At 58.1% G+C, this 23,268-nt stretch carries 17 protein-coding genes; 8 read left to right on the top strand and 9 right to left on the bottom strand.

Features of this window, described 5'->3' with window-relative positions:
• Positions 1 to 159: 159 nt before the first annotated feature.
• The 3 genes from ACQ4OB_RS24645 to ACQ4OB_RS24655 all read left to right on the top strand — a co-directional run bounded on the left by ACQ4OB_RS24645 (position 160) and on the right by ACQ4OB_RS24655 (position 4,531).
• Entirely contained in the window at positions 160 to 1,302 is a 1,143-nt protein-coding gene (locus ACQ4OB_RS24645; RefSeq protein WP_102614387.1) for a glycerate kinase, read from the top strand.
• Between the two features lie 374 nt (positions 1,303 to 1,676).
• Positions 1,677 to 3,302: a methyl-accepting chemotaxis protein gene (locus tag ACQ4OB_RS24650; protein WP_430956631.1), complete on the top strand. Its 1,626-nt coding sequence runs from the start codon at positions 1,677 to 1,679 to the stop codon at positions 3,300 to 3,302.
• Positions 3,303 to 3,343: 41 nt separating this feature from the next.
• Positions 3,344 to 4,531, top strand: coding sequence for a pyridoxal phosphate-dependent aminotransferase (locus tag ACQ4OB_RS24655; RefSeq protein WP_430956632.1), 1,188 nt, complete (start codon positions 3,344 to 3,346; stop codon positions 4,529 to 4,531).
• Positions 4,532 to 4,696: 165 nt separating this feature from the next.
• Here ACQ4OB_RS24655 and ACQ4OB_RS24660 read toward each other — a convergent pair whose 3' ends face one another.
• The 5 genes from ACQ4OB_RS24660 to ACQ4OB_RS24680 all read right to left on the bottom strand — a co-directional run bounded on the left by ACQ4OB_RS24660 (position 4,697) and on the right by ACQ4OB_RS24680 (position 10,038).
• Positions 4,697 to 5,674: an NAD(P)-dependent oxidoreductase gene (locus tag ACQ4OB_RS24660; RefSeq protein ID WP_430956633.1), complete on the bottom strand. Its 978-nt coding sequence runs from the start codon at positions 5,672 to 5,674 to the stop codon at positions 4,697 to 4,699.
• 21 nt (positions 5,675 to 5,695) lie between these two features.
• Positions 5,696 to 6,994, bottom strand: coding sequence for an MFS transporter (locus tag ACQ4OB_RS24665; protein WP_074876907.1), 1,299 nt, complete (start codon positions 6,992 to 6,994; stop codon positions 5,696 to 5,698).
• Positions 6,995 to 7,112: 118 nt separating this feature from the next.
• Entirely contained in the window at positions 7,113 to 8,087 is a 975-nt protein-coding gene (locus ACQ4OB_RS24670; RefSeq protein WP_430956634.1) for a sugar kinase, read from the bottom strand.
• Positions 8,080 to 8,862 carry a sugar phosphate isomerase/epimerase family protein gene (locus tag ACQ4OB_RS24675; protein WP_102614381.1) on the bottom strand — a complete coding sequence of 261 codons (783 nt, stop codon included), beginning with the start codon at positions 8,860 to 8,862 and terminating at the stop codon, positions 8,080 to 8,082. Before ACQ4OB_RS24675 ends, ACQ4OB_RS24670 begins: the two co-directional genes overlap by 8 nt.
• A 156-nt stretch (positions 8,863 to 9,018) precedes the next feature.
• Positions 9,019 to 10,038 carry a LacI family DNA-binding transcriptional regulator gene (locus tag ACQ4OB_RS24680; protein ID WP_430956635.1) on the bottom strand — a complete coding sequence of 340 codons (1,020 nt, stop codon included), beginning with the start codon at positions 10,036 to 10,038 and terminating at the stop codon, positions 9,019 to 9,021.
• A gap of 236 nt (positions 10,039 to 10,274) precedes the next feature.
• On the opposite strand from ACQ4OB_RS24680, the gene ACQ4OB_RS24685 reads away from it, so the two are divergent.
• From ACQ4OB_RS24685 to ACQ4OB_RS24695, 3 genes are all read left to right on the top strand, one after another.
• Positions 10,275 to 11,150, top strand: coding sequence for a hypothetical protein (locus ACQ4OB_RS24685; protein WP_102614379.1), 876 nt, complete (start codon positions 10,275 to 10,277; stop codon positions 11,148 to 11,150).
• A 313-nt stretch (positions 11,151 to 11,463) separates the two neighbouring features.
• Complete coding sequence (locus ACQ4OB_RS24690) at positions 11,464 to 13,626, top strand: hypothetical protein (protein ID WP_430956636.1); 2,163 nt, start codon at positions 11,464 to 11,466, stop codon at positions 13,624 to 13,626.
• A gap of 341 nt (positions 13,627 to 13,967) precedes the next feature.
• A complete protein-coding gene (locus ACQ4OB_RS24695; RefSeq protein ID WP_223528796.1) occupies positions 13,968 to 16,337 on the top strand; it encodes an autotransporter outer membrane beta-barrel domain-containing protein in 2,370 nt (789 codons plus the stop codon).
• 157 nt (positions 16,338 to 16,494) lie between these two features.
• Here ACQ4OB_RS24695 and ACQ4OB_RS24700 read toward each other — a convergent pair whose 3' ends face one another.
• The 4 genes from ACQ4OB_RS24700 to ACQ4OB_RS24715 all read right to left on the bottom strand — a co-directional run bounded on the left by ACQ4OB_RS24700 (position 16,495) and on the right by ACQ4OB_RS24715 (position 19,352).
• The gene (locus ACQ4OB_RS24700; RefSeq protein ID WP_102614376.1) at positions 16,495 to 16,920 is read right to left on the bottom strand and encodes a hypothetical protein; all 426 of its coding nucleotides are present in this window, start codon (positions 16,918 to 16,920) and stop codon (positions 16,495 to 16,497) included.
• A gap of 185 nt (positions 16,921 to 17,105) precedes the next feature.
• Positions 17,106 to 17,744 (bottom strand): LysE family translocator, encoded by a 639-nt coding sequence (locus ACQ4OB_RS24705; RefSeq protein WP_430956637.1) that lies wholly within the window; start codon positions 17,742 to 17,744, stop codon positions 17,106 to 17,108.
• 51 nt (positions 17,745 to 17,795) lie between these two features.
• A complete protein-coding gene (locus ACQ4OB_RS24710; RefSeq protein WP_074876897.1) occupies positions 17,796 to 18,635 on the bottom strand; it encodes an AraC family transcriptional regulator in 840 nt (279 codons plus the stop codon).
• A 75-nt stretch (positions 18,636 to 18,710) separates the two neighbouring features.
• Positions 18,711 to 19,352 (bottom strand): DUF1345 domain-containing protein, encoded by a 642-nt coding sequence (locus ACQ4OB_RS24715; protein WP_430956638.1) that lies wholly within the window; start codon positions 19,350 to 19,352, stop codon positions 18,711 to 18,713.
• 375 nt (positions 19,353 to 19,727) lie between these two features.
• On the opposite strand from ACQ4OB_RS24715, the gene ACQ4OB_RS24720 reads away from it, so the two are divergent.
• Together ACQ4OB_RS24720 and ACQ4OB_RS24725 are read left to right on the top strand one after the other, a co-directional pair.
• On the top strand, positions 19,728 to 20,801 hold the full coding sequence (locus ACQ4OB_RS24720) for a WD40/YVTN/BNR-like repeat-containing protein (protein ID WP_430956639.1): 1,074 nt from the start codon (positions 19,728 to 19,730) through the stop codon (positions 20,799 to 20,801).
• Between the two features lie 28 nt (positions 20,802 to 20,829).
• Entirely contained in the window at positions 20,830 to 23,214 is a 2,385-nt protein-coding gene (locus tag ACQ4OB_RS24725) for an efflux RND transporter permease subunit (RefSeq protein WP_074876892.1), read from the top strand.
• Positions 23,215 to 23,268 lie beyond the last annotated feature (54 nt).

Consider the following 23,268-nt stretch of genomic DNA (forward strand, 5'->3'; position numbering starts at 1 on the left):
CCCCCCCCCCCCCACAACGGCAGCTGCTACAAGGAATGTGTAGGGACAGATAGGTTTTGTGGAAATGAACAATAAACGCCACACCGGCTTGTGCAGCGGACCGGCGTTATTGTTCTTGCCTGCTGGCAGCATGGAACGCATTGGAACTGGAGAATTCGCATGAAAATCGTCATCGCCCCCGATTCGTTCAAGGACAGCCTGAGTGCCCAGGGTGTGGCCGATGCCATTGCGCTGGGGTTAGCGCAGGTTTGGCCCGACGCGCTCCTGGTCAAATGCCCAATGGCGGACGGCGGGGAGGGAACCGTCGAGTCAATTCTGGCAGCGTGCGAGGGCGAACGGCGCCGCACCCAAGTCCGTGGGCCGCTCGGCGCAACGGTTGAGGCCGCTTGGGGCTGGTTGCCCCAGAGCCACACCGCGATCATCGAAATGGCCGAGGCCAGTGGCCTGCAACTGGTTCCGCCGGGCAAGCGTGATGCCTGCATCAGCAGCACGTACGGCACCGGCGAGTTGATCCGCGCGGCACTCGATGCCGGGGCGCAAAGGGTCATTCTGGCGATTGGCGGCAGCGCCACCAACGATGGCGGGGCGGGTGCGATGCAAGCTTTGGGTGTCAAGCTGCTGGACGCCCAGGGCCAAAAACTGGCACCGGGCGGCTTGGCCCTCGCGCAACTGGCGCGAATCGACATAAGTGAAATCGACCCGCGACTGGCCGAGGTGCAATTCGACATCGCCGCCGACGTCAACAATCCACTGTGCGGCCCTCACGGTGCCTCAGCGATTTTCGGTCCGCAAAAAGGCGCATCGCCCGAGCAAGTCCAACAACTGGATCGCGCCCTCGGGCACTTTGCCGAACGCTGCGCTCAAGTCTTGAACAAAGACGTCCATGACGAACCGGGTAGCGGTGCGGCAGGCGGTCTGGGGTTTGCTGCCAAGGCGTTTCTGAGGGCGCAATTCAAGGCCGGGATCGAAGTGGTCGCTGAACTGGTTGGCCTGAACGATGCGGTCAAGGGCGCCGACCTGGTGATCACTGGTGAAGGTCGTTTCGATGCCCAGACCTTGCGTGGCAAGACGCCGTTTGGTGTGGCGCGTATTGCTCGGCAGCACGGCGTGCCGGTGATCGTCCTCGCGGGGACACTGGGCGAGGGTTATCAGGCGCTGTACGAACATGGCATCGATGCCGCGTTTGCCTTGGCCAGTGGACCGATGACGCTGGAGCAGGCGTGTGCCGAGGCGCCACGGTTGTTGCGGGAGCGGGCGAGTGATGTAGCGCGGGTCTGGCAAGTGGCCGCTCGCAAAACCTGAAGACCCCCGCGATCCTGTAGCAGCTGCCGAGCTTGCGAGGCTGCGTTCGGCTGCGCAGCAGTCGTAAATCCGGTAGCCGGTTTTTCCTGACACAACGCGGCGCATGACTTCACGACTGCTTCGCAGCCGAACGCAGCCTCGCAAGCTCGACAGCTGCTACATGGAGCTAGAGTGTTTCATGAATGAAACACTCGCAACCTCCTGAAATTTTTTTCTCAACGCCCCGCAGGAAACCTCATCCCCCGCCGATACAACCAATAGGCCCACACAAACCTATTCCAACAGTGGCGCCAAACTGAACGCGCGTGCGCCGCCGCCCGCCCTTCAGCGATCACGCAAGGATGCTCGTAGCCTCATCACCCGAGAATCATCCTATGTCACTGCGTAATCTGAATATCGCGCCTCGAGCTTTCCTGGGTTTTGCCTTCATTGCCTTGCTCGTCATCGTGCTGGGTGTGTTTGCCGTGAACCGCATGACGAGCATCCACCAAGCCTCCATCGAAATGGAAACCACGCAGCTGCCCAGCGTCGGGTTTCTCGGAAACCTGACGGAAAACGTCCTGCGCATGCGCATTCTCTCGTTTCGGGTGTTGGTCAACCGTGATCCGGCCGCGTTGCAGGAAGCCCAGACGCGTATCGGCGTGCTGGTCGACAAGGTTCGCAGCGCCCAAGCCAGTTATGCCGCGTTGTCGGCCTCGCCGGAAGAAGCTGCGCTGTACAAGACGTTCACGGTAACGCTGGACAACTACATGCAAGCCCAGAACCAGATGCTGGAACTGTCGCGGCAGAACAAGCTCGACGAGATGCGCACGCTGATCAACACCCGGATCAAGGAAGGTACGGACCAGATGGGCGAGCAGTTGAACAAACTGGTGGCGCTGAATAATTCCGATGCGAAAACCGCATCGGCCGCAGCGGGCGATCTGTACCGCAGCGCGATTACCGGCATCGTCGCCGTGGCGGTCATCGCGGCGCTGATGACCGTGCTGCTGGCCTGGCTGCTGACCCGCAGCATCGTCATGCCGCTGAACCGCGCGTTGCTGGCGGCGCAAACCATTGCCGGCGGCAACCTGACCAATGTCATCGAGGTCGACGGCACTGACGAACCGGCCCGCTTGCTCAATGCCTTGTCCGCGATGCAGGCCAGCCTGCGCAAAACTATCGAACAGATCGCCGGTTCCGCCACCCAATTGGGTGCGGCCGCGGAAGAACTCAGTACGGTCACCCAGGAAGCGTCCCGCGGTCTGCAACAGCAGACCAACGAAATCGAACAGGCCGCCACTGCGGTCAACGAAATGACCGCCGCCGTGGAAGAAGTGGCGCGCAACGCAGTGTCGACGTCCGAAGCCTCGAACCAGTCGACCCAGGCCGCCCGCGAAGGTCGCGACCGTGTGGTGGAAACCGTCGGCGCGATCCAGACCATGACCCACGATGTGCAAAACACCTCGGTGATGATCGAAGGCCTGGCCGCTCAGGGGCGCGACATCGGCAAGGTGCTGGACGTGATCCGCGCCATCGCCGAGCAAACCAACCTGCTCGCACTGAACGCCGCCATCGAAGCCGCCCGTGCCGGTGAAGCCGGGCGCGGTTTTGCGGTGGTGGCGGACGAGGTCCGGGCGCTGGCCCATCGCACCGCGCAATCGACCCAGGAAATCGAAAAAATGGTCGCCGGCATCCAGAACGGCACCGGCCAAGCGGTCTCCTCAATGCAACAAAGCAATCAACGCACCCAAAGCACCCTGGAAATGGCCCGCGCCGCCGGTGTGGCGCTGGAGCAGATCACTCAGTCGATCCAATTGATCAACGAACGCAACCTGGTGATCGCCAGCGCGTCCGAAGAACAGGCCCAGGTGTCCCGCGAGGTCGATCGCAACCTGGTGAACATTCGTGACCTCGCTACCCAGTCTGCCACTGGCGCCAACCAGACCAGCGCCGCGACGCACGAACTGTCGCGCCTGGCCGTGGATTTAAATGCCATGGTGGCGCGTTTCGTGATTTGAGATAGGGTTGTGGCTTGGAACCCGCGCGACTGGAGAATTACATGCGCTATTCAGCCTTGACCAAACGAATCGCCGGTGACGGCGCTGCGGCCTGGCAGATTCATGATCGAGCACTGGAACTAATTGAGCAGGGTGTTGATGTGCTGTTGCTATCGATCGGCGATCCCGACTTCGATACGCCGCAGCCCATCGTTCAGAAGTGCATCGATAGCTTGTTGGCCGGTGACACCCACTACCCGTCAGTACGTGGCAGTCGGGGCTTGCGCGACAGCATTGCCAACCGTCATCGACGTCGCAGTGGTCAAGCGGTGGAGGCCGATCATGTGATCGTGTTGCCGGGCGCGCAGTGTGCGGTGTATTCGGTCGCGCAGTGCCTGCTCGATCCGGGCGATGAAGTGATCGTCGCCGAGCCGATGTACGTGACCTATGAAGGCGTGTTCGGTGCCTGCGGCGCCAAAGTGGTGCCGGTGGCGGTTCGCCCCGAGAACGGCTTCCGGGTCGATCCGGCGGATGTCGCGGCTCTGATCACACCCAAGACCCGCGTCATTTTGCTCAATAGTCCGAACAATCCTTCCGGCGCCAGTCTGCCGCTGATGGTCTGGCAGGAACTGGCATCGCTGTGTCTTCGTCATGACCTGTGGCTGATCAGCGACGAGGTCTACAGCGATCTGTTGTACGAAGGCGAGCACATCAGCCCGGCGAGCCTACCGGGCATGGCCGAGCGAACCGCGACCATCAATAGCCTGTCCAAATCCCACGCCATGAGCGGCTGGCGCGTGGGCTGGGTGATCGGGCCGAAACCTTTGGCCGAACACTTGGTGCACCTGTCGTTGTGCATGCTGTTTGGCATTCCGGATTTCATCCAGAACGCCGCGCAATTGGCGCTGGACGAAGATCTGCCGGAAGTGGCGTTGATGCGCGAGGAGTATCGCCAGCGTCGCGACCTGGTGTGCGCGAGCCTGAGTGATTGCCCGGGCATCCGGCCGATCCGGCCTGATGGCGGGATGTTCGTGATGATCGATGTACGCCAGACCGGGTTGTGTGCCCAGGGTTTTTCCGAGCGGCTGCTGGAAGGTTATGGTGTGTCGGTGCTGGCGGGTGAAGCGTTCGGCCCGAGTGCGGCGGGGCATATTCGATTGGGGTTGGTGGTGGATCAACTGAAACTGGCGGATGCGTGCCGACGGATTGCGTTGTGTGCGGCGGACCTGCTGGAGGCGCGTCGGGCCTGAAAGTCTGTATTGCCATTGCCGGCCTCTTCGCGAGCAAGCTCCCACATTTGATCTTGATCGTTCCCACGCTCTGCGTGGGAATGCCTCAAGGGACGCTCCGCGTCCCCTGTGACGCAGAGCGTCACGGGCTGCATTCCCACGCAGAGCGTGGGAACGATCATGTACTCAGGATTTCCACGCTTGAGTGTTCACCAGATTCTTAGGCCGCTCACCCGCCAGCGCCGCCAGTAGATTGTCCACCGCGCACGTGGCCATCGCCTCCCGCGTCTCATGGGTCGCCGAACCAATATGCGGCGTCGCCACCACATTGTTCAGCTGCAACAGCGGCGAGTCGGCGTTAAGCGGCTCGCGTTCGAACACATCCAGCCCCGCTGCGCGAATCTGCCCCTCACGCAAGGCCCGGATCAGCGCCGACTCGTCCACTACCTTGCCCCGTGAAATGTTGATGAAGATGGTTTCCGGGCGCATCAGAGCGAATTGCTCTGCGCCGATCAGCCCTTCGGTTTCAGCGGTCAGCGGCAAGGTCAGACAAACGAAATCCGCCTGCTGCAACAGCTCCGGCAAGCTGCGGTATTGCGCATTGAACCGCTGTTCCACCGCCGGTTTCGGCGAGTGACTGTGGTAAATCACCGGCATGCCAAACCCGAAATGTCCACGCTGGGCCAGGGCCTCGCCGATCCGCCCCATGCCAATGATGCCCAGGGTTTTACCGTGTACATCGGTACCGAATTGCGCGGGACCGACATTGCGCGTCCACTGGCCGGCACGAACCATGTTCGCCAGTTCCACCACGCGCCGGGCGGTTGCCAGGATCAGCGCGAAACCGGTATCGGCGGTGGTTTCGGTGAGCACGTCCGGGGTGTTGCTGAGCAGGATCCGTCGTTCGGTCAGGTAGTCGATGTCGTAGTTATCGACCCCCACGGAGACGCTGGCGATGGCTTCCAGCCCGGGGGCCAGATCCAACAATCCGGCATCCAGTTTCAGGCTCGCACCGAGCAACCCGTGGGCGCGGGGCAGGGCTTCGCGCAGCGTTGCCAGGCCATCGGCATTGAGGTTGTCGATCAGCGTGACCTCGGTCTGCTCGTGCAGGCGAGCCATCAGCAGCGGCGAGAGTTTCTTGTACAGCACAACCTGCTTTTTCATCGTCATCATCTCAACTTCAATTCAGGAATGAGCGGCCGTAGACCGTTGCACAGCGGCCTTGGCCACGACCCGGTCACTGGCGCCGGGCTTGAGGAAAATCGTCAGCACCACCGAGAGCATCAAGGCGCCGCTCATCAACAGATAAGAAGCCCCCGGCGAGCCGGTGGAGCTGTTCAGGTAACCGACCAGATACGAACCACCAAACGAACCGAGCGCGCCCATGCTGTTGATCAGCGCCATGGCACCCCCGGCCACGTTGGCTGGAAGGATTTCCGGAATGATTGCGAAGAACGGACCGTAAGGCGCGTACATGCAGGCGCCAGCGATCACCAGCAGGGTGTAGGACCACCAGAAGTGTTCAGCGCCCAAGGCGTAGGAGCCATAGAAAGCAATCGAGGCGATCAGCAGCGGCGGCCAGACGAAGCGTTTGCGCTTCTGCATTTTGTCCGAGCCCCAGGACACCAGCAGCATGCCAATCACCGCCGCCAGATACGGCAGCGCCGAGAGCCAGCCGGCTTCGATCATGTCCATCTGTGCGCCAGCCTTGAGGATCGACGGCAGCCACAACACGAAGCCATAGACGCCGATGCTCCAGCAGAAAAACTGCAAGGCGAGGATGATCACCTTGGGCGAACGGAAGGCCTCGGCGTAGTTTTTCACCGCTTTGATGCCCACCTGTTCGGCGGCCAGGGCGCTTTCCAGATCGTGCTTTTCCTGGTCGCTCAGCCACTTGGCCTGGGCAGGACGGTCATCGGCCAGACGCCACCAGATAAACGCCCAGAGCACCGCCGGTAAACCTTCGATGATGAACATCCAGCGCCAGCTGTAATGCTGCACCAGATACCCCGATACCACCGACATCCAGAGCATGGTCACCGGGTTGCCGAGGATCAGGAAGGTGTTGGCGCGCGAGCGTTCGGCACGGGTGAACCAGTGGCACAGATAGATCAGCATCGCCGGCATCACCGCGGCTTCGACCACGCCGAGCATGAAGCGAATGACGATCAGCCAGTAGGCGTTGGAGACGATCCCGGTCAACGTGGCCAGGCCACCCCAGAGAATCAGGCTGACGAAAATCAGCTTCTTGACGCTGTGTTTCTGGGCGTAGATCGCGCCCGGCACCTGGAAGAAGAAGTAGCCGAGGAAGAACAGTGCGCCGAGCATCGACGACAGGCCCGGTGTGATCATCAGGTCGGCGGCCATCCCGGAGGCGGCAGCAAACCCGTAGTTGGCGCGGTCCAGGTACGCCAGGCTGTAGGTGATGAACACGATCGGCATGATGTACCACCAGCGGCGGGCGGCGAGTGTTGCGGTTTTCATAGTGATGCTCCTGAGCTTGTTGTTTTTGTCGCAGCAGGTAACGGTATTCAGTGATCGTTCCCACGCTCTGCGTGGGAATGCCTCTAGGGACGCTCCGCGTCCCCTGTGACGCGGAGCGTCACGGGCTGCATTCCCACGCAGGAGCGAGGGAACGATCGGTTAAGGGGAGTGGCAGTTCTTCCCGGGTCGGCAACCCCTCCATATCCCCACGGCTCTGCACCGCGCGGCTGCCAATCCAGTTGGCACGCTTCACGGCGTCGGCAAAGCTGTGGTTTTCCAGCAGGGCGCTGATCATGCCGACGGCAAAACCATCGCCGGCACCGACGGTGTCGACCACCGTTTTCACCGGCACGCCCGCCACGAAACCCTGGTCCAGATGAGTGCGGTAATACGCACCGTGCGGGCCCAGTTTGATCGCCACGGCTTCGGCGCCTTGGTCGAGGTAGAACGCTGCGATGTCGGCCGGGTCTTCGAAACCGGTCAGCAAACGGCCTTCACTCAACCCCGGCAGCACCCAATGGGCGAGGGCGGCGAGACGGTTGATCTCGGTAATCATCTGTTGCTCGCTGGCCCACAGGCTCGGGCGCAGGTTCGGGTCGAAAGACACGCTGCGCCCGGCATCGCGCATGCGTGTCATCAATTCGACAGACATTTCCCGAGCCGTTTCGGACAGCGCCGGGGGAATGCCGGTGGCATGCAAATGCCGGGCGTTCAGTAATTCAGGCGCGATCGACTGCCGCGACAGATGACTCGCCGCCGACCCACGGCGGAAATACTCGACCACCGGATCGCTGCCATCGTCGGTGCGCGACTTGAGTTGAAAACCGGTGGGGTGCGCGGTATCGATGGCGACGTTACTGCAATCCAGGCCTTCTTTTTCCAGGGTGTCGATCACGAACCGTCCCAGCGAATCAGCGCCCACCCGGCTCAACCAGGCCACATTGAAACCCAGCCGCGACAAGCCAATCGCGACATTGCTGTCGGCCCCGGCAATGCGTTTGTGGAAGTGGCCGACGTCGGCCAAATCACCGTTCTGCTCGGCGACGAACATGGCCATGGTTTCGCCGAACGACAGGATATCGATCTCAGACATGAGCGCTCTCCAACCGGGTTTGACCGAGGCGGGCGAGGGTGGCGACGTGCTCGGTGGTCAGCTGCACCAGGTCGTCGCCTTGCAGCGGATATTCCGCCGCCCGCATCACGCCTTGGGCCATGTGCCGCAGCAGTTGCTCCCACAGATGCAGGTCACTGACGGCCGGCGGTATGGCGACCAGTTTGCCGTCCGCCCGGCGCGTCACGGCTTTGCAGTGCACATAACCGACGTGGCGACCGAGCAACCGCGCGGCGCTGGCGGCGGACTGGTCTTGCCAATGCCAATTGCCGATGTCGAAGGTCATTTTGACCGGCAGCTTATGTTGCTCGATTTCAGTGAAAAAGCGCTGGAACGGTTCGATGCGGCCACCGTGCAGGGTTTGATCGTTTTCCACCAGCAACTGCACCGCACTTTTGCCCAGTACGCGGGACAAGGTCTGGAGGTCGCTGTTGTCGGTGAAATATCCCAGGGACACTTTCAGCCATTTGGCACCGAATGCCTGGGCGCGCTGGAGCGCAGAGATCAGTTCGGGATTGGGTCTGGACTGGCCGGCCAGCCACAATTCCATCGGTGAGGAATACACGCTTTCGAGGCCTTGGGCCTGAGAAGCTTCGGCCAGTTGGGCGGGATCTTCGACGGTCAGCAGCTCTTCGCGCCATTCGATACGCGTGGCGCCCGCGGCGGCCAATACATCGATGAAGCTGCCTTGGCCGCGTTGGCGAACGAGGTCGGCGCCGTAGCTCGACAGGCTGATGGAAACGGGTGGTTTATTCATTGTTGTATACCTCTGAAACCGGTTTCATTTTTGTTCAAAAAAATATTGATGCTGTTTTGTGGTGAATTTACCGGCCTCATCGCGAGCAAGCCCGCTCCCACCTTGGAACGCGGTGCACTTGTGGGAGCGGGCTTGCCCGCGATGGGGCCGGTCCAGTCACCGAGAATGGGTCGACCCCCGCACAATCAACCGCGCCGAAAAATCCAGGGTCCGCACCGGCCCGTCATCACCGCGCAAACGCTTGAGCAAACACTCAAACGCGCTGGCACCAATCTCGGCCGTCGGCTGGGCGAGGGCGGTGATGCCGCTACCCACCAGCGGGTACCAATCCAGATCATCAAGGGCAATCAGGCCGACATCCTCGAACAGATTGCACTTCAACTCACGCAACGAATGGGTGCTGGCCAGCGCGGCGATACCGTTGGCGCAGAACAGCGCTTTCGGGCCGGGGCCGGGCGTGTCGAGGAAGGTTTTTAAACGCGTGCTCAGATCGCTGCCGGTCTCGGCAATGGTCCCTTGAAGTATCGGACGTTGATCGATCTGCGCCTTGAAACTGCTGACCCGCTCGATCCGCGAACTGGTGCCGTCAAACGGCTCGGTCACCAACAGCACATCGCGATAGCCGCGTTCTTGCAAATGGGCGAGGGCCATTTCAACGGCGTCAGGATTGTCCAGCCCGACCAGATCGCTTTCCAGCTGCTCGACCTTGCGATCCACCAGCACCAGCGGCATTTCCCGGTGCAGTTCACGTAATTCGTCGCGGTGATGACCGAGGGTGTTCACGATCAAGCCTTCGATGTTGTACGAGCGCAACAACGCCAGGTGCTGACGCTCTTGCTCGTCATCGCGATCGGTGTTGCACACCACCAGGCTGTAGCCATGCTGACGGCAAGCGGTTTCCACCCCGTGCATCACGGCAATCGAATAAGGGTTACGGATATCGGCCACCAGCATGCCGATCAGGCGGGTTCGCCCGCGCTTCAGGCCACGGGCCATCTGGTTCGGGCGATAGCCTAACTCGGCAATCGCCTGCTCGATGCGCAGGGCAATGGCATCGGAGAGCAGGGCGCGGTCATCGCCGATGAAGCGCGAGACGCTGGCCTTGGAGACGCCGGCGTGTTCGGCGACGTCGAGCATGGTCACGCGGCTGCGTTGGGCGGCGGAGAAATCGTTCAAAAGGTTGACCTTTCTATTGGAGTTATTAGGCTCGAGCATACTGCGCTGAAACCGGTTTCAGGAAACTCCATTAAGGGTCGTACGTCAAGCAAGTCGTGCCGCGATCGATGGAGCTAAGCGTTGTTATTCCGACGAGCGGTCGCGCTACCTGTCAAATGTGACAGTAGGCGGCAATGAGATAAGCGGGTCTAATTTGTTCCATGCGCACCCAATTACTCTGAACCGGGGAACAACAAATGGCTTCTACAACAAATACCGGAATTGGTTTGTTCGCCCGAGCGTTCACTGTGGAGGGCGTAGATCCAAACGACCCGACGGCGCAGTTGCCGCCTGATGCATCGACCAAAGGCGTGTACCTGAACATTCCCATGTGGGAGGGGCCATCCGTCTGTATTGGTAAAAGCGACTTGTTGGAAATCTGGGTGCTGGAGCCGGGTGTACTGCTTGAAAGGCTTTTCTATAGCAACCTTTTTCCTGTCCCGGTAACAATCCCCGCGCGGTTCCATCTGCCGGCACAGTACCTGCAACGTGAAGGTGAGATCAGCCTGTGGTATCGGGTGACGTTAGGAGAAAACGGGAACCCGGATACAGCGTTGCCACAACGGTTCACGTTGAAGCGCCAGGTGCCGACCAATTTGGCTAAACCGGTGTTCCCCAGCGCAACACTCTGGGGGTACTTCATTTGCTGTTCAGTGCCGCGAATGTGGGACGAAGTAAAAGTGCGCGTTCCAGCGCAACCCGGCCGGTTTTCCGAAGATGATGAGTGCATCCTGGATTGGGAGGGTTTCTACACACTGAACGGCGTTAGAGCAATCCCCGGTACTGCGGGCCGGTTTGTAAAGAAGCTGACTAAACAGGATGCCGACTCCCCCATCGGTTTCGATTTTGTTTTGGGGGCGGACAAATTTGAACGATACATCGCACCAATGGGCAAGATAGAGATAAAGACAGATGGCAAGGCAGGCACGACAGGTTCGGCGTCGGCACGTTACACACTTTATCGCGGTGGAACTGCGATGGGCCAATCCGATGTAGGTTGGGCTAAGTTTGACCGGGTTGTTCCAGGTGAAATCTTTCATTGTGATCGTGAACATGACACCTGTAAAAGATAGGCATGTTAAAGAATCGGAAAATGTTGTTTGGATGTAAGTGAGTTGAATGTTTGAAGTTTTGATAGGTTTTATAGGCCGTAAACCCTGATTGACGCTGCAACTAAGCGTTGTCGAAGCATGTCGCTTCAAAGTAAATCAGGTGAGTTGTAATTGGTAGATGTTTTAACGCTTGTCCCGTACGTCTTGTGCCGCTTCAAAGCCGGATTTTTTGCACTTGCAGTGCATGAAACATGCAGCTGTTGTCGCGAAGCTCTCCGCCGGCTCAATAAGTAAGCGCAAGTCAATAATCAACGCTTGGCTGGAGTCTCTGAAAATGAACGTAAAGGCAAATATGGGCGGTGGCATTTTGGCTGTGGCACCGGTGATTGACGGTTTGACCCCCGACGGCAGGTTTACGTATGAGCAATTGAGGGTGACGAGAACGTTTACCGTACGAGTGACAACACTTACGGACCCGAACAGTACATCGGTGGAACTTCATTTTTTCGCTACTTTACCCACGTCCGTAAACTTCGATGACGCCAACAAATCCAGCCGGGTCGGGAATGCCATGTTGAGGGCCGATCAGCCAGGAGGTGTCTGGCCGACAAACATTGAATTTACAGTCAGCCTCGATGATCGGGTCGGTGATAAATCCGATAGCCTGACCCTTGGGGCATTGATGTTGGATCACTACCATGCAACAGGCGACTACGCGCCCTATTACTTCGGGTTTGCGGTCTATGACGAGTTCGAAAACCCGGATACAACGCCCGTGGCCAACCTTGCCCGTCCGCTGGTGGACCTTACTGCCCCATATCAGGTCCAGCCGGAGCGGGCCAAGCTGCGGCCTGCACTGGTGACAGTGCCCAATGTGATCATCAACGACGCCTGGCTCGCCGACCCTGCCAATGCCGGTGGTTTGAACGTGACCGTTCCCACCGCCTACACCAAGTTTGAAGCCGGTGTGGACGTCATCAACTTCTACATTTCGACGCGATTGACTTTTGCACTGATGCAAGGTGAGCCGCCGGCATTCAGCGGCGTATTACCTGCCAGTGGCATTATCAATATCCCGCTGGCCTTCCTGCGCGGGCTGCCCGAGGGGGAGCACTATTACGCTTATAACCTTCGGGACCTGCCGGGCAATATCAGCCACAACTCGCAAATTACTAACATTTTCTCGGTGGTCAAAGCCCCCGCCCCTGTTCTGAGGCCAGCAAGAATTCCAATCACAGGCGCTGACGGCCTTACGCCGATTACCTTCGCGGCCGTAAGAGATCCTGCGCCTAGCCGCGTGGTGATGGAAATTGAGTTTCCGCTCCATTCGTTAGAGGGGGACAGGATTATTCCGTCCCTGAGTTCAATCCACGATACTGTCTTTCTGCCGGAGCAGTCTATTCCGCCGGATGGAACCCTTGGCCCTCTGCGCTTTGTTTTGGAGTATGAAACCGACCTGGCGCCGCTTTTTGGCAACGCCAATGGCACTGATGATGTATCGATCGACTATGGGTACGAGTTGGTGCGGTCAACGATTCCAGTACCCCCTGTTTCTCCGCTGGCAACAGCGACTGTTGATTTCACCTATGCCGGTCCAGAGCAACCCAACCTGCCCGGTGAGGACAACCTCAATATCCTTCCAGTCGTGGTCCAAGGCGCGGGAACGCCAGCACCCACCCCCAACACACTGGGGCCACAGCAAGCCCTTTTGGACGCCACGATGACTTGGCCGCTTTGGCCCACGGACCCGGCCCGGCCGGTGACCGGGCGTGAGATTGTCACGTTCTACTATCAAGGCAAACAGGTCGGAGCACCCATCCCGGTACGAGCTGGCGACACTGCAGTCACTACCACTCTGCCGTGGGAGACGATTCAGACAGAGAAAAACGGAACTGGCGTGAACGCCCGAAAAGCCTATGTGACGGTCGGGTTCCCTGGCGGTGCCAATCCAATGAAACAAGCGATTGATACCAATGTTGATGTCACGGCTATTGTCATTAACTTGCCTGCGCCGCAAATGATTATTTCAGGCTTCGGCACGACACCGGAGCGCGTGGGGACCGTGCTCAATTGTCCGAGCCTGAATCATCAATTGACAGTGGGGCCGCCAGCAACTTATCTCCCCCGGGCCCTGCGGATCAGAGTCAGACGAGATACCAATATTCCCACCGGCGCGATGGTCAATCTGCGATTTGAGGGGCAGACAACTAACACCGTGGGAGCTCCGGTAATTCCCAATACTCTGATCGAAGCGTCGTTGCCGATGCCGGCGACGGGTGATCTTGAGTTCCGATTAACCAATTACGCAGCCATGCGCGAGATTCAACTGCCTCCAGTGCCACCAGTACCGCCGGCAACCACGCCGACGCGACCTGCTACTCGTTATGCGCGCATTGCTTATACCGTCAACGGAACGGAGTCTTCGGTGATCGTGCCGGTCGCGCTAATTAACTCCAGCTTTGTGTACTGCGAAGTAGAGCGCCCGGAAGCACTTTGATCGGCATGTCACGTCAGTAATCCTCTCCATATGGGCGTAAGAACTGTCGCCCATATGGAGGGGTTGACGAAATCTCCTACATCGTTTTTTTCGAGTCATCACAACGACTGAGGACTTTTCATACGTCTCGCAGGATTAATCCTACATAACAATGTGCGGATAAACAGTAGGCTGGCGGCCTTTAAATAGTCCGACTCATTAACTTCCTGGGTTGTTGGCTTGTTTGTCTTGGAATGTAATAGAGCGGGAAATTCAGAATGACATTACAGTCAGTTAGTTGTTTGAAACGAAAACACATCAGTCTTTTGGTGTCTTCATCCTTGTTCGCCATGAGTGCGTCAATGACGCAGGCAGCCATTGTTTTACCTGGGGGCAACCAGACACTTGATAACACCACTGCACAGGATTTCTGGCAGCTTGGGGACAACGCCACGCTAACAGGCACGGGGGCTGTCACCTTCGGTTTAACCAGCAGTGCCGGCGGTGTCATCAACCTGACCAACTCGACGGCTACTTCTTCGGGAGAAGGTGGGCTGACCAGAGGTATTGTGTTAACCAATGCCAGTGCGACGCTGAATCATTCAACCGTTATCAGCACCAACGACATCGGTATATCCGCCGTACGCAACGTGGCAGTCCCCAGTGGTTCAACCGTAACGCTAAATAACGGCAGTGTTGTTCGCGGTTTACTGGGTGGTATTGCGGGTAATCGTTTCAGCGAATTAAACCTTAACAACTCCACAGTGCAAGGCACTGGGGCGAACAGTTTCGGTGTACGCCTGCTTGAGGGAACCCTCAATGCCAGCGGCGCCACGATCATCGGTGGCCGGGACGGGTTGACGATTGGTACCGACACACTCCCGACAGCGTTAGTTTCTTCGACGATTACTTTGGACAGCACGCGGCTAGAGGGCTCGACTGGCTCAGCCATTGTTGTGGGCCTGAACAACTCGCTCGTACCGACGTCGGCAAACCTGGTGGTCCGTAATGGCTCGACGCTGATCGCGGGTAACGGCACCCTCGTGGCCATCAACAATCGAGCCACGGCCAACCTGGTGGTGGACAACAGTGCGCTGAGTGGCAATGTGGTGGCCGCTTCTGGAAGTACCGCCAACGTCACGTTGCAAAATAATGCATCGCTGGTCGGTAACTTGCAAAACGTCAGTACCGCGACTCTCAATAATCAGGCGCGTATGACTGGCAATGTTGTGGGTGCATCCAGTCTGATCATCGACAATGCTTCAACACTTGTCGGTGACCTGGAAAGTGTCGCCAGAGTATCGATCAATAACCAAAGCAACATGACCGGCAATGTGACCGCTGCGCCTGGCAGCGTTTCCACGCTGACATTGGATAACCGTTCTGTACTCACTGGGCAGGTCAACAACGTCGCCAGCCTATCGATCAATAATCAGGCCCTGTGGCAGATGACCGACAGTCAGTCGATCAACAGCCTTGCACTCAACGGCGGTCGTGTTGGATTTGGCACTAACGCGCAATATTTCCAACTGAACGTCGCCAATCTGTCTGGAAGCGGTACGTTCGAGATGGGTACTGATTTCTACAGGGGTACCAGCGACCTGTTGAGCGTCACGGGCAGCTCGGCCGGTAGTCACCAGTTGCTGGTCGCCAGCAGCGGCGCTGACCCGGTGGTTGATACACCGATCAAAGTCGTACAAACCCAAGGTGGCAGTGCTCAATTTGGTCTGGCCAATGGTCCGGTTGATGTGGGTGCCTTCACCTATGGTTTGGTCAAGGAAGGCGATGATTGGTATCTGAAGCCAAATAAAGAAGAGGTCAGTACTCCGACGCGTTCGGTATTGGCGATATTTGGCACCGCGCCTACCGTGAGTTACGCAGAAATGGTGTTGTTGAACAACCGCATGGGCGACTTACGGGTCAATGGCGGCCAGACGGGTGGTTGGGCTCGCACATTCGGCAGTAAATACACCATCAGTAACAATGCGTATGGGGATGGCTATACACAAAACCAATATGGTCTGTCGATTGGTGTCGACACGCCGGTTCAGATCGCTGGCGAGGAAGTATTGCTCGGCGTTTTTGCCGGCTACAGCAAATCCAGCCTGGACTTGAAGCGCGGCAGCTCAGGGGACATCGACAGTACATCGCTGGGTGTTTACGGCACCTGGCTGGGCGACAGCGGTTACTATCTGGATGTATTAGCCAAACTCAATCACTTCCGTAACGAGGCCGACGTTACTATGAGCGATGGCACCAAGACCAAGGGGAACTACAACAATTTCGGCGCCAGTACATCGGTCGAGTTCGGCAAACACATCGAGTTCCAGAACGGTTACTACATCGAACCGTTCACTCAGTGGCAAGCGGCAGCGGCACAAGGAAAAGAATTTAGCCTGGACAATGGTCTGAAGGCGGACGCCGATACCACGCGTTCCTTGCTAGGCAAGGCAGGTGTGACACTGGGACGCGGCATGACGCTGGCCAATGGCAGCAAGTTGCAACCGCATATTCGTGCCGCGGTGGTCCAGGAATTTGTCAAAAATAACGAAGTTCGAGTCAATGACAACCAGTTCAATAATGACCTGTCCGGTACTCGATTCGAAGTAGCCACCGGAGCGTCCTGGACATTAAACGAACGCTGGCAGTTGCATGCGGAACTGGACACCAGCAAAGGAGATAACGTAACCAAAGACTTTGGTGTGAACATGGGGGCACATTTCAGTTTCTGAACCTTGGCGCAGAAACACATAGGCATTACCAGACGCCCGGGCACTGTCTCGGGCGTTTTTACAGGTACGCTGAATGAACTGGACTAAAAAGGCGCGCAGATCATTGGCAGTAAAAAAAGGGAAGCTATGGCTTCCCTTTTTTATTGTGGCTGGGAGCTTACGCCTTCAATACTTGGAAATTACCTTTGATAACAAAGGTCTTGCCATCACTGTCAGGCACTTCGACTTCTACTTTGAAACTACCGGCCATGTTTTTGTCGTCAAGGGGCGGATTGAGGGTGATCTCACCGGCGACGCTTTCATAAATGTTGTCGTCGACTTTCAGACCGAAAGACACTTGGCCATTGTTCTGTACGTTATAAGTCCGGGGCGTAAGGTCGGCGGGAACACTGATATAGATTTCCCGAAGTTTTTTATTTACTCGCTCAATGGCAGTTAGTAACACAACTTCAGTGCTGCCGACTTTGATTTTTTCAATCAGTCGCGAAGTGGCAATAAATTCCGGGAAGTTACTATTGCTCTGAGCTGAAGCGGTGACAAAATTTCCTTCAGCAAAGCTGACTCGTTTAACGACTGCGTTCATGGATGCGCTCTCCGTTATTCGTGAAGTAGGTTATCCAAAGTTCGGAAAGGATAGCCTTACTCTGGATGTCCCATAAGAGCGTGCTTCGAGCCTCTTGTAAACTGTCATGCTTGACAGTTTACAAGAGGCGGAATCTGTGAGTGTAAAGTGTCTTCTTAAGTTGTATTGGGGAGTGATTAACGCCGTTATAGCGATGTCGTCCATATCATTAACAGCGGTAACCAGACTGCGCCACAAAGGAGAATTCCCATCGCTCGGTTGAAATACTTCTGCGCGTGGGGGGAACGTAGCCGTCTGCCCGCCTGAGCGCCCACTACCGCCCATGCACCCAGGCAGGGAAGCGCCACCAGAAAAAAGATCACAGAGAGTTGCAACAGCGCGGTGCTTTTCTCATTGTCGTCTGGCACAAATACACTGACCACTGCGAGCGCCATCATCCAGGTCTTGGGATTGATCAATTGAAGGGCTGCAGCATCCACCAAGCCAGGTTGTCGTGGCTGCACGGACGGTTTTTTGGTCGGAACCATTGAGTCGAGCGGCGCGCGAAAAATCTGCCAGGACAGGTATGTCAACCAGACATTGCCGATTACCTGCGTCGCTGTTCCAGTTCCCGGGTATGTGTTCAGCACTTTGCCAAACCCGCTGCCCACCAGCCAGACAATCATCGCGGCACTGATGCAAGCTCCAAAAATAAATGGCAATGCGGCTTTGAAGCCGTACCTCGCGCTGTTGCTCAGCACCAAAATGTTTGTCGGCCCCGGCGTAATCGAGGCGACGAAAGCGAACAGTAAAAATGGCAGCAACGTGGGAAAGGTGGACAACATGGCAGCGGACTCCGTGAATGATCTCAGGAGCTGATGCTCACAAAGTCCGGGTCATGCGTCTGGAAGATTTGAGCAGCGCTTGCGGTACAACGCCGGCGTCAAGCCATAGGCCCGGACGAACCAGCGGCCCAGGTGGCTCTGATCGGCAAACCCCAGCTCCATTGCCACCGTCGCCGGTTGCTCGCCACGGGCAAGCATCCGTCGGGCGGTCGCCAGGCGCAATTGCACGAGGTAAGCGTGCGGTGCGATGCCATAGGCGGCCTTGAAGGCGCGGGTCAGGCGGAAGCGATCAACGCCCGTTGCTGCGGCCAGGTGGTCGAGGCCGATGTCGTATTGTGCGTTGGCGTGCAGGTACTCCCGCGCCTTCTGCGCCACCAGCGGCAGGCGCGGATCCTCGCCATAGCGGGCGCGCCAGTGCAGGTGACTGGTCAGGCGTTCGAGCAAACCGTCGAGGGCGGTCTGGCGGACGATTTTCAGCTCACCGTGATGCAGGGTTTGAAACGCCAGGCTGGTGGCATGGGCGAGTCGCGAGTCGCTGGCCAGGGTGTTGGCGAAACTCAGTTCACTGTTGTCGGGGGCATTGTCGAAGACTGCGCTGAGTTCACGTTTCAGCCACTGCGGGTCGAGGTACAGCATGCGGTAGGTGAAACCGTCTTCGGTCGGTGCTTCGCCGTCGTGGATGTCGCCCGGTTCGAGCAGAAACACCTTGCCCGGCGTGCTTTGGTGCTTCGCCCGGCGGCAATTGAACTGCTGAACGCCTTGTTCGGTGACGCCCACCAGGTAGCTGTCATGCCAGTGCGGGTCGTAGGCATGGCCTTCGAAATGCGCACGCAGGGTCTCGATGCCGGTGTCGGCGTCCTGGGCCAGGTCGATCCAGTTGTGAGAAGTCATGCTGCACCTGCGAGACGGGTTACCGACTTATTTAACGCCGCACCAATGGGGATGACTAGAACGTTTGTGCAGGGATCAATTGAACAGTCCCGCGGCGATGTTGATCGAGAACCCCAGAATGGCCGTGTTGAACAGGAAACCGATCAGCGTCTGCGCCAGGACAATCTTGCGCAAGTCCCGGGTCGCCACGCCGACATCGGACGTCTGGACCGCCGCGCTGATGGTGAAAGAGAAATACAGGAAGTCCCAGTAGTTGGGCGTTGTCAGATTTTCAGCAAAACGCAGCGCAGGGTCTTTGCCGGCCCAGGTGTAGAACAGACGGGCGTAGTGCACGCTGAAAATCACCCCGATCAGCAGCCATGAGCCGATTACGGTCAATGCCGTAAAGCCGTAGTGCAACAGTTTGCGGGTGGTTTCCAGTTCTCTGCTGCCGGCCAGTTCAATGGCGATGGTCGCCAGGCTCGCAATCGCGGCGATGCTTACAATAAACAGCACCAACCCGGCGTTTTCGTCTTCGACCTCGGCAATGCGTTTCACATCCGGCGCTTTGGCGCGCGCGGTTAGCCAGAACATCAGGACCAGGTAAATCCAGACCCCGGCGTTCCAGCCGAAGAGGATTTTGCTGATGACCGAGTCGGACGGCGCCAGGATGCCCACGGCAATGCCAAGCGCGGCGGCAGAGGTGAGGCGAGGGTGGGTGCGGGCGAGGAAGAACATGGAGGCTCGATGCGTCAGGGCTTTGCAAACACCTTAGCCCAGCGCGTCCTGTTGTGACCATCAAGGTGAGATCGAATGTGAGCAAGCTTGTTCGCGATGGCGGCCTTAATCGCAGTAACGGATTTACACTCCCATCGAAATCACCCTTGCGAATGCCTTTTCATTCACCCACACCCGTTATCCCCTCAGTTAACAAAACATAACGTGGCGTCGATTGTCATACCTTTCCAAACCCCGATAGGATAAGCCCAGCTTCCGAAGTGGCTCTAGATTGCGTATTTCAGGACTATGCTTCAGAAAAGGCAATCTAAAACAGCAGCCCTTACGGCGCCCAGAAAGGTTGAACGACCTAACAATAATAATGGGGGAAGGTCTATGAGTGAGCCTGTCATGGGTGTGGGTATCTGCCGCCCGCCGGCATTACGCAAATTCGCGTTGCTGGCTACAGCGCTCTCGCTGTTGGGCTGTGCCATGCTGTCGGCACCTGTGCTGGCCGCTGCTGCGCCAGCATCCGACATTGTCTATTCCGTTGAATCTGCCAAAGCCAGCAAAAGCCTGATGCTCGACGTCGTTCACGCCGGCAAGCGTCTGGTGGCGGTCGGTGATCGCGGGCACATTTTGTATTCCGATGACCAGGGCGCGACCTGGACCCAGGCCAAGGTGCCGACCCGGCAACTGCTGACGTCGGTGTATTTCGTCGACGACAAGCACGGTTGGGCCGTCGGCCATGATGCGCAGATCCTCGCAAGCGAGGACGGCGGCGTCACCTGGACCAAGCAATTCGAAGACCTGAAACGCGAATCGCCGCTGCTCGACGTCTGGTTCCAGGACGTCAACAGCGGCTTTGCCGTAGGCGCTTACGGCGCGTTGTTGGCCACCACCGACGGCGGCAAGAACTGGGAAGATGTCAGCGATCGCCTCGACAACGAAGACCAGTACCACCTCAACGCCATCGCCGCGGTCAAGGATTCCGGTCTGTTCATCGTTGGCGAGCAGGGCAGCATGTTCCGCTCCGCCGACTGGGGCCTGACCTGGGAGAAGCTTGAAGGTCCCTATGAGGGCTCACTGTTTGGCGTGATCGGCACCGCTCAAGCCAATACGCTGCTGGCCTACGGGCTGCGGGGCAATCTGTTTCGCTCCACCGATTTCGGTACGACCTGGGAGCCGATTGAGCTCCAGGCCGCTCGCGGCGCGCTGGAATTCGGTCTGTCTGGTGCGACGCTGCTCGACGACGGTTCCATCGTGATCGTCGGCAACGGTGGCTCAGTGATCCGCAGCAACGACAACGGCGAAACCTTCAGCGTGTTCAACCGACCGGATCGCATTTCCGTTTCGGCAGTCACCGCAGCGGGCAACGGTAATCTGATCCTGGCAGGACAGGGTGGCGTTCGCGTCACTTCGCCAACCGGCGCCGGCGCAGAGAACGGAAAAAATGGGTCGTCCAAATGAGCCGGGCAAATAATAAGAAGGCGGGTCTATGACATCCTTGAGCACTCATCATCAAGACAAGGCGACGTTTCTCGAACGCCTGATTTTCAACAACCGCCCGGCGGTGATCTTCATCTGCCTGCTGGTCAGTATCTTCCTGTTCTGGCAAGCGACGCTGATCCGGCCGTCCACCAGTTTCGAAAAAATGATCCCGCTCGAGCATCCGTTCATTCAAAAGATGATGGAGCATCGCAACGATCTGGCGAACCTGGGCAACACGGTGCGGATCTCGGTGGAAGCCACTGATGGCGACATCTTCTCCAAGGAGTACATGGAGACTCTGCGTCAGATCAATGACGAGGTGTTCTACATTTCCGGTGTTGATCGTTCCGGTCTCAAGTCGCTGTGGAGCCCGAGCGTACGCTGGACTGAAGTGACAGAGGAGGGCTTCGCCGGTGGCGAAGTGATTCCGCAGAGCTACAACGGCTCCCAGCAAAGCCTCGACCTGTTGCGCAACAACGTACTCAAGTCGGGTCAGGTCGGGCGTCTGGTGGCCAACGACTTCAAGTCGAGCATTGTCGATATCCCGCTGCTGGAGTCCTACCCGGACCCGCAGGACCAGGGCAAGTTGCTGGCGCTGGACTATCGCAAGTTCTCCCACGAGCTCGAAGACAAGATCCGCAACAAGTTCGAAGCCCAGAACCCTAACGTGAAGATCCACATCGTCGGTTTCGCCAAGAAAGTCGGCGACCTGATCGATGGGCTGGTCATGGTGGTGATGTTCTTCGGCGTCGCCTTTGTCATCACGTTGGTCCTGCTCTACTGGTTCACCAACTGCATGCGCAGTACCGTGGCGGTGTTGAGCACCACGCTGGTGGCGGTGGTCTGGCAGCTCGGTTTGATGCATTTCTTTGGTTTCGGGCTCGATCCCTACTCGATGCTGGTGCCGTTCCTGATCTTCGCCATTGGTATTTCCCATGGTGTGCAGAAGATCAACGGTATCGCCTTGCAGTCCAGCGAGGCAGAAAACGCCTTGACTGCGGCGCGGCGCACGTTCCGTCAGCTGTTCCTGCCCGGCATGATTGCGATCCTTGCGGATGCGGTAGGTTTCATCACGCTGCTGATCATCGACATCGGCGTGATTCGTGAACTGGCCATCGGCGCGTCGATCGGCGTGGCGGTCATCGTGTTCACCAACCTGATTCTGCTGCCAGTGGCTATTTCCTACGTTGGCATCAGCAAACGCGCAGTCGAACGCAGCAAGAAAGACGCGCACCGCGAACACCCGTTCTGGCGCCTGCTGTCGAATTTTGCCAGCCCGAAAGTGGCGCCGGTGTCGATCATCCTGGCCTTGTTGGCCTTCAGCGGCGGCCTCTGGTACAGCCAGAACCTGAAAATCGGTGACCTGGACCAGGGCGCTCCGGAACTGCGTCCGGACTCGCGCTACAACAAGGACAACAACTTCATCATCAGCAATTACTCCACCAGTTCCGACGTGCTGGTGGTGATGGTCAAGACCAAGTCCGAAGGCTGTTCGCGCTACGAGGCCATGGCGCCGATCGACGAGCTGATGTGGAAGATGCAGAACACCGAGGGCGTGCAGTCGGCGATCTCGCTGGTGACCGTGTCCAAGCAGATGATCAAGGGCATGAACGAAGGCAACCTGAAATGGGAAACCTTGTCGCGTAACCCGGACGTGCTGAACAACTCGATCGCTCGGGCTGATGGTTTGTACAACAACAGTTGCTCCCTGGCGCCGGTGCTGGTGTTCCTCAACGATCACAAGGCCGCCACGCTGGATCGCGCCGTGCATGCGGTGCAAGACTTCGCCAAGGAGAACAACAAGGAAGGCCTGGAATTCATCCTGGCGGCCGGTAACGCCGGGATCGAAGCGGCCACCAACGAGGTGATCAAGGAGTCCGAGCTGACCATCCTGATCCTGGTGTACATCTGCGTGGCGACCATGTGCATGATCACCTTCCGTTCCTGGGCCGCGACCTTGTGCATCGTGCTGCCGCTGGTACTGACTTCGGTACTCGGCAACGCCCTCATGGCCTTCATGGGCATCGGCGTGAAAGTCGCGACCTTGCCTGTCGTGGCGCTCGGGGTGGGGATTGGCGTGGACTACGGGATCTACATCTACAGCCGTCTGGAAAGCTTCCTGCGTGCTGGTCTGCCGTTGCAAGAGGCGTACTACCAGACGCTGAAGTCCACCGGTAAAGCCGTGCTGTTCACCGGCCTGTGCCTGGCGATCGGCGTGTGCACCTGGATCTTCTCGGCCATCAAGTTCCAGGCCGACATGGGCCTGATGCTGACCTTCATGCTGCTGTGGAACATGTTCGGCGCGCTGTGGCTTTTGCCGGCGCTGGCACGCTTCCTGATCAAACCGGAGAAACTGGCGGGGCAGAAAGGCAACTCGCTGTTCGCTCACTGATTCCAGGCTGTAATAGAAAAGCCGCAACCTCAGGGTTGCGGCTTTTTTATGGGT

It is taken from the genome of Pseudomonas sp. ES4, assembly GCF_050586665.1.
Taxonomy (GTDB): domain Bacteria; phylum Pseudomonadota; class Gammaproteobacteria; order Pseudomonadales; family Pseudomonadaceae; genus Aquipseudomonas; species Aquipseudomonas frederiksbergensis.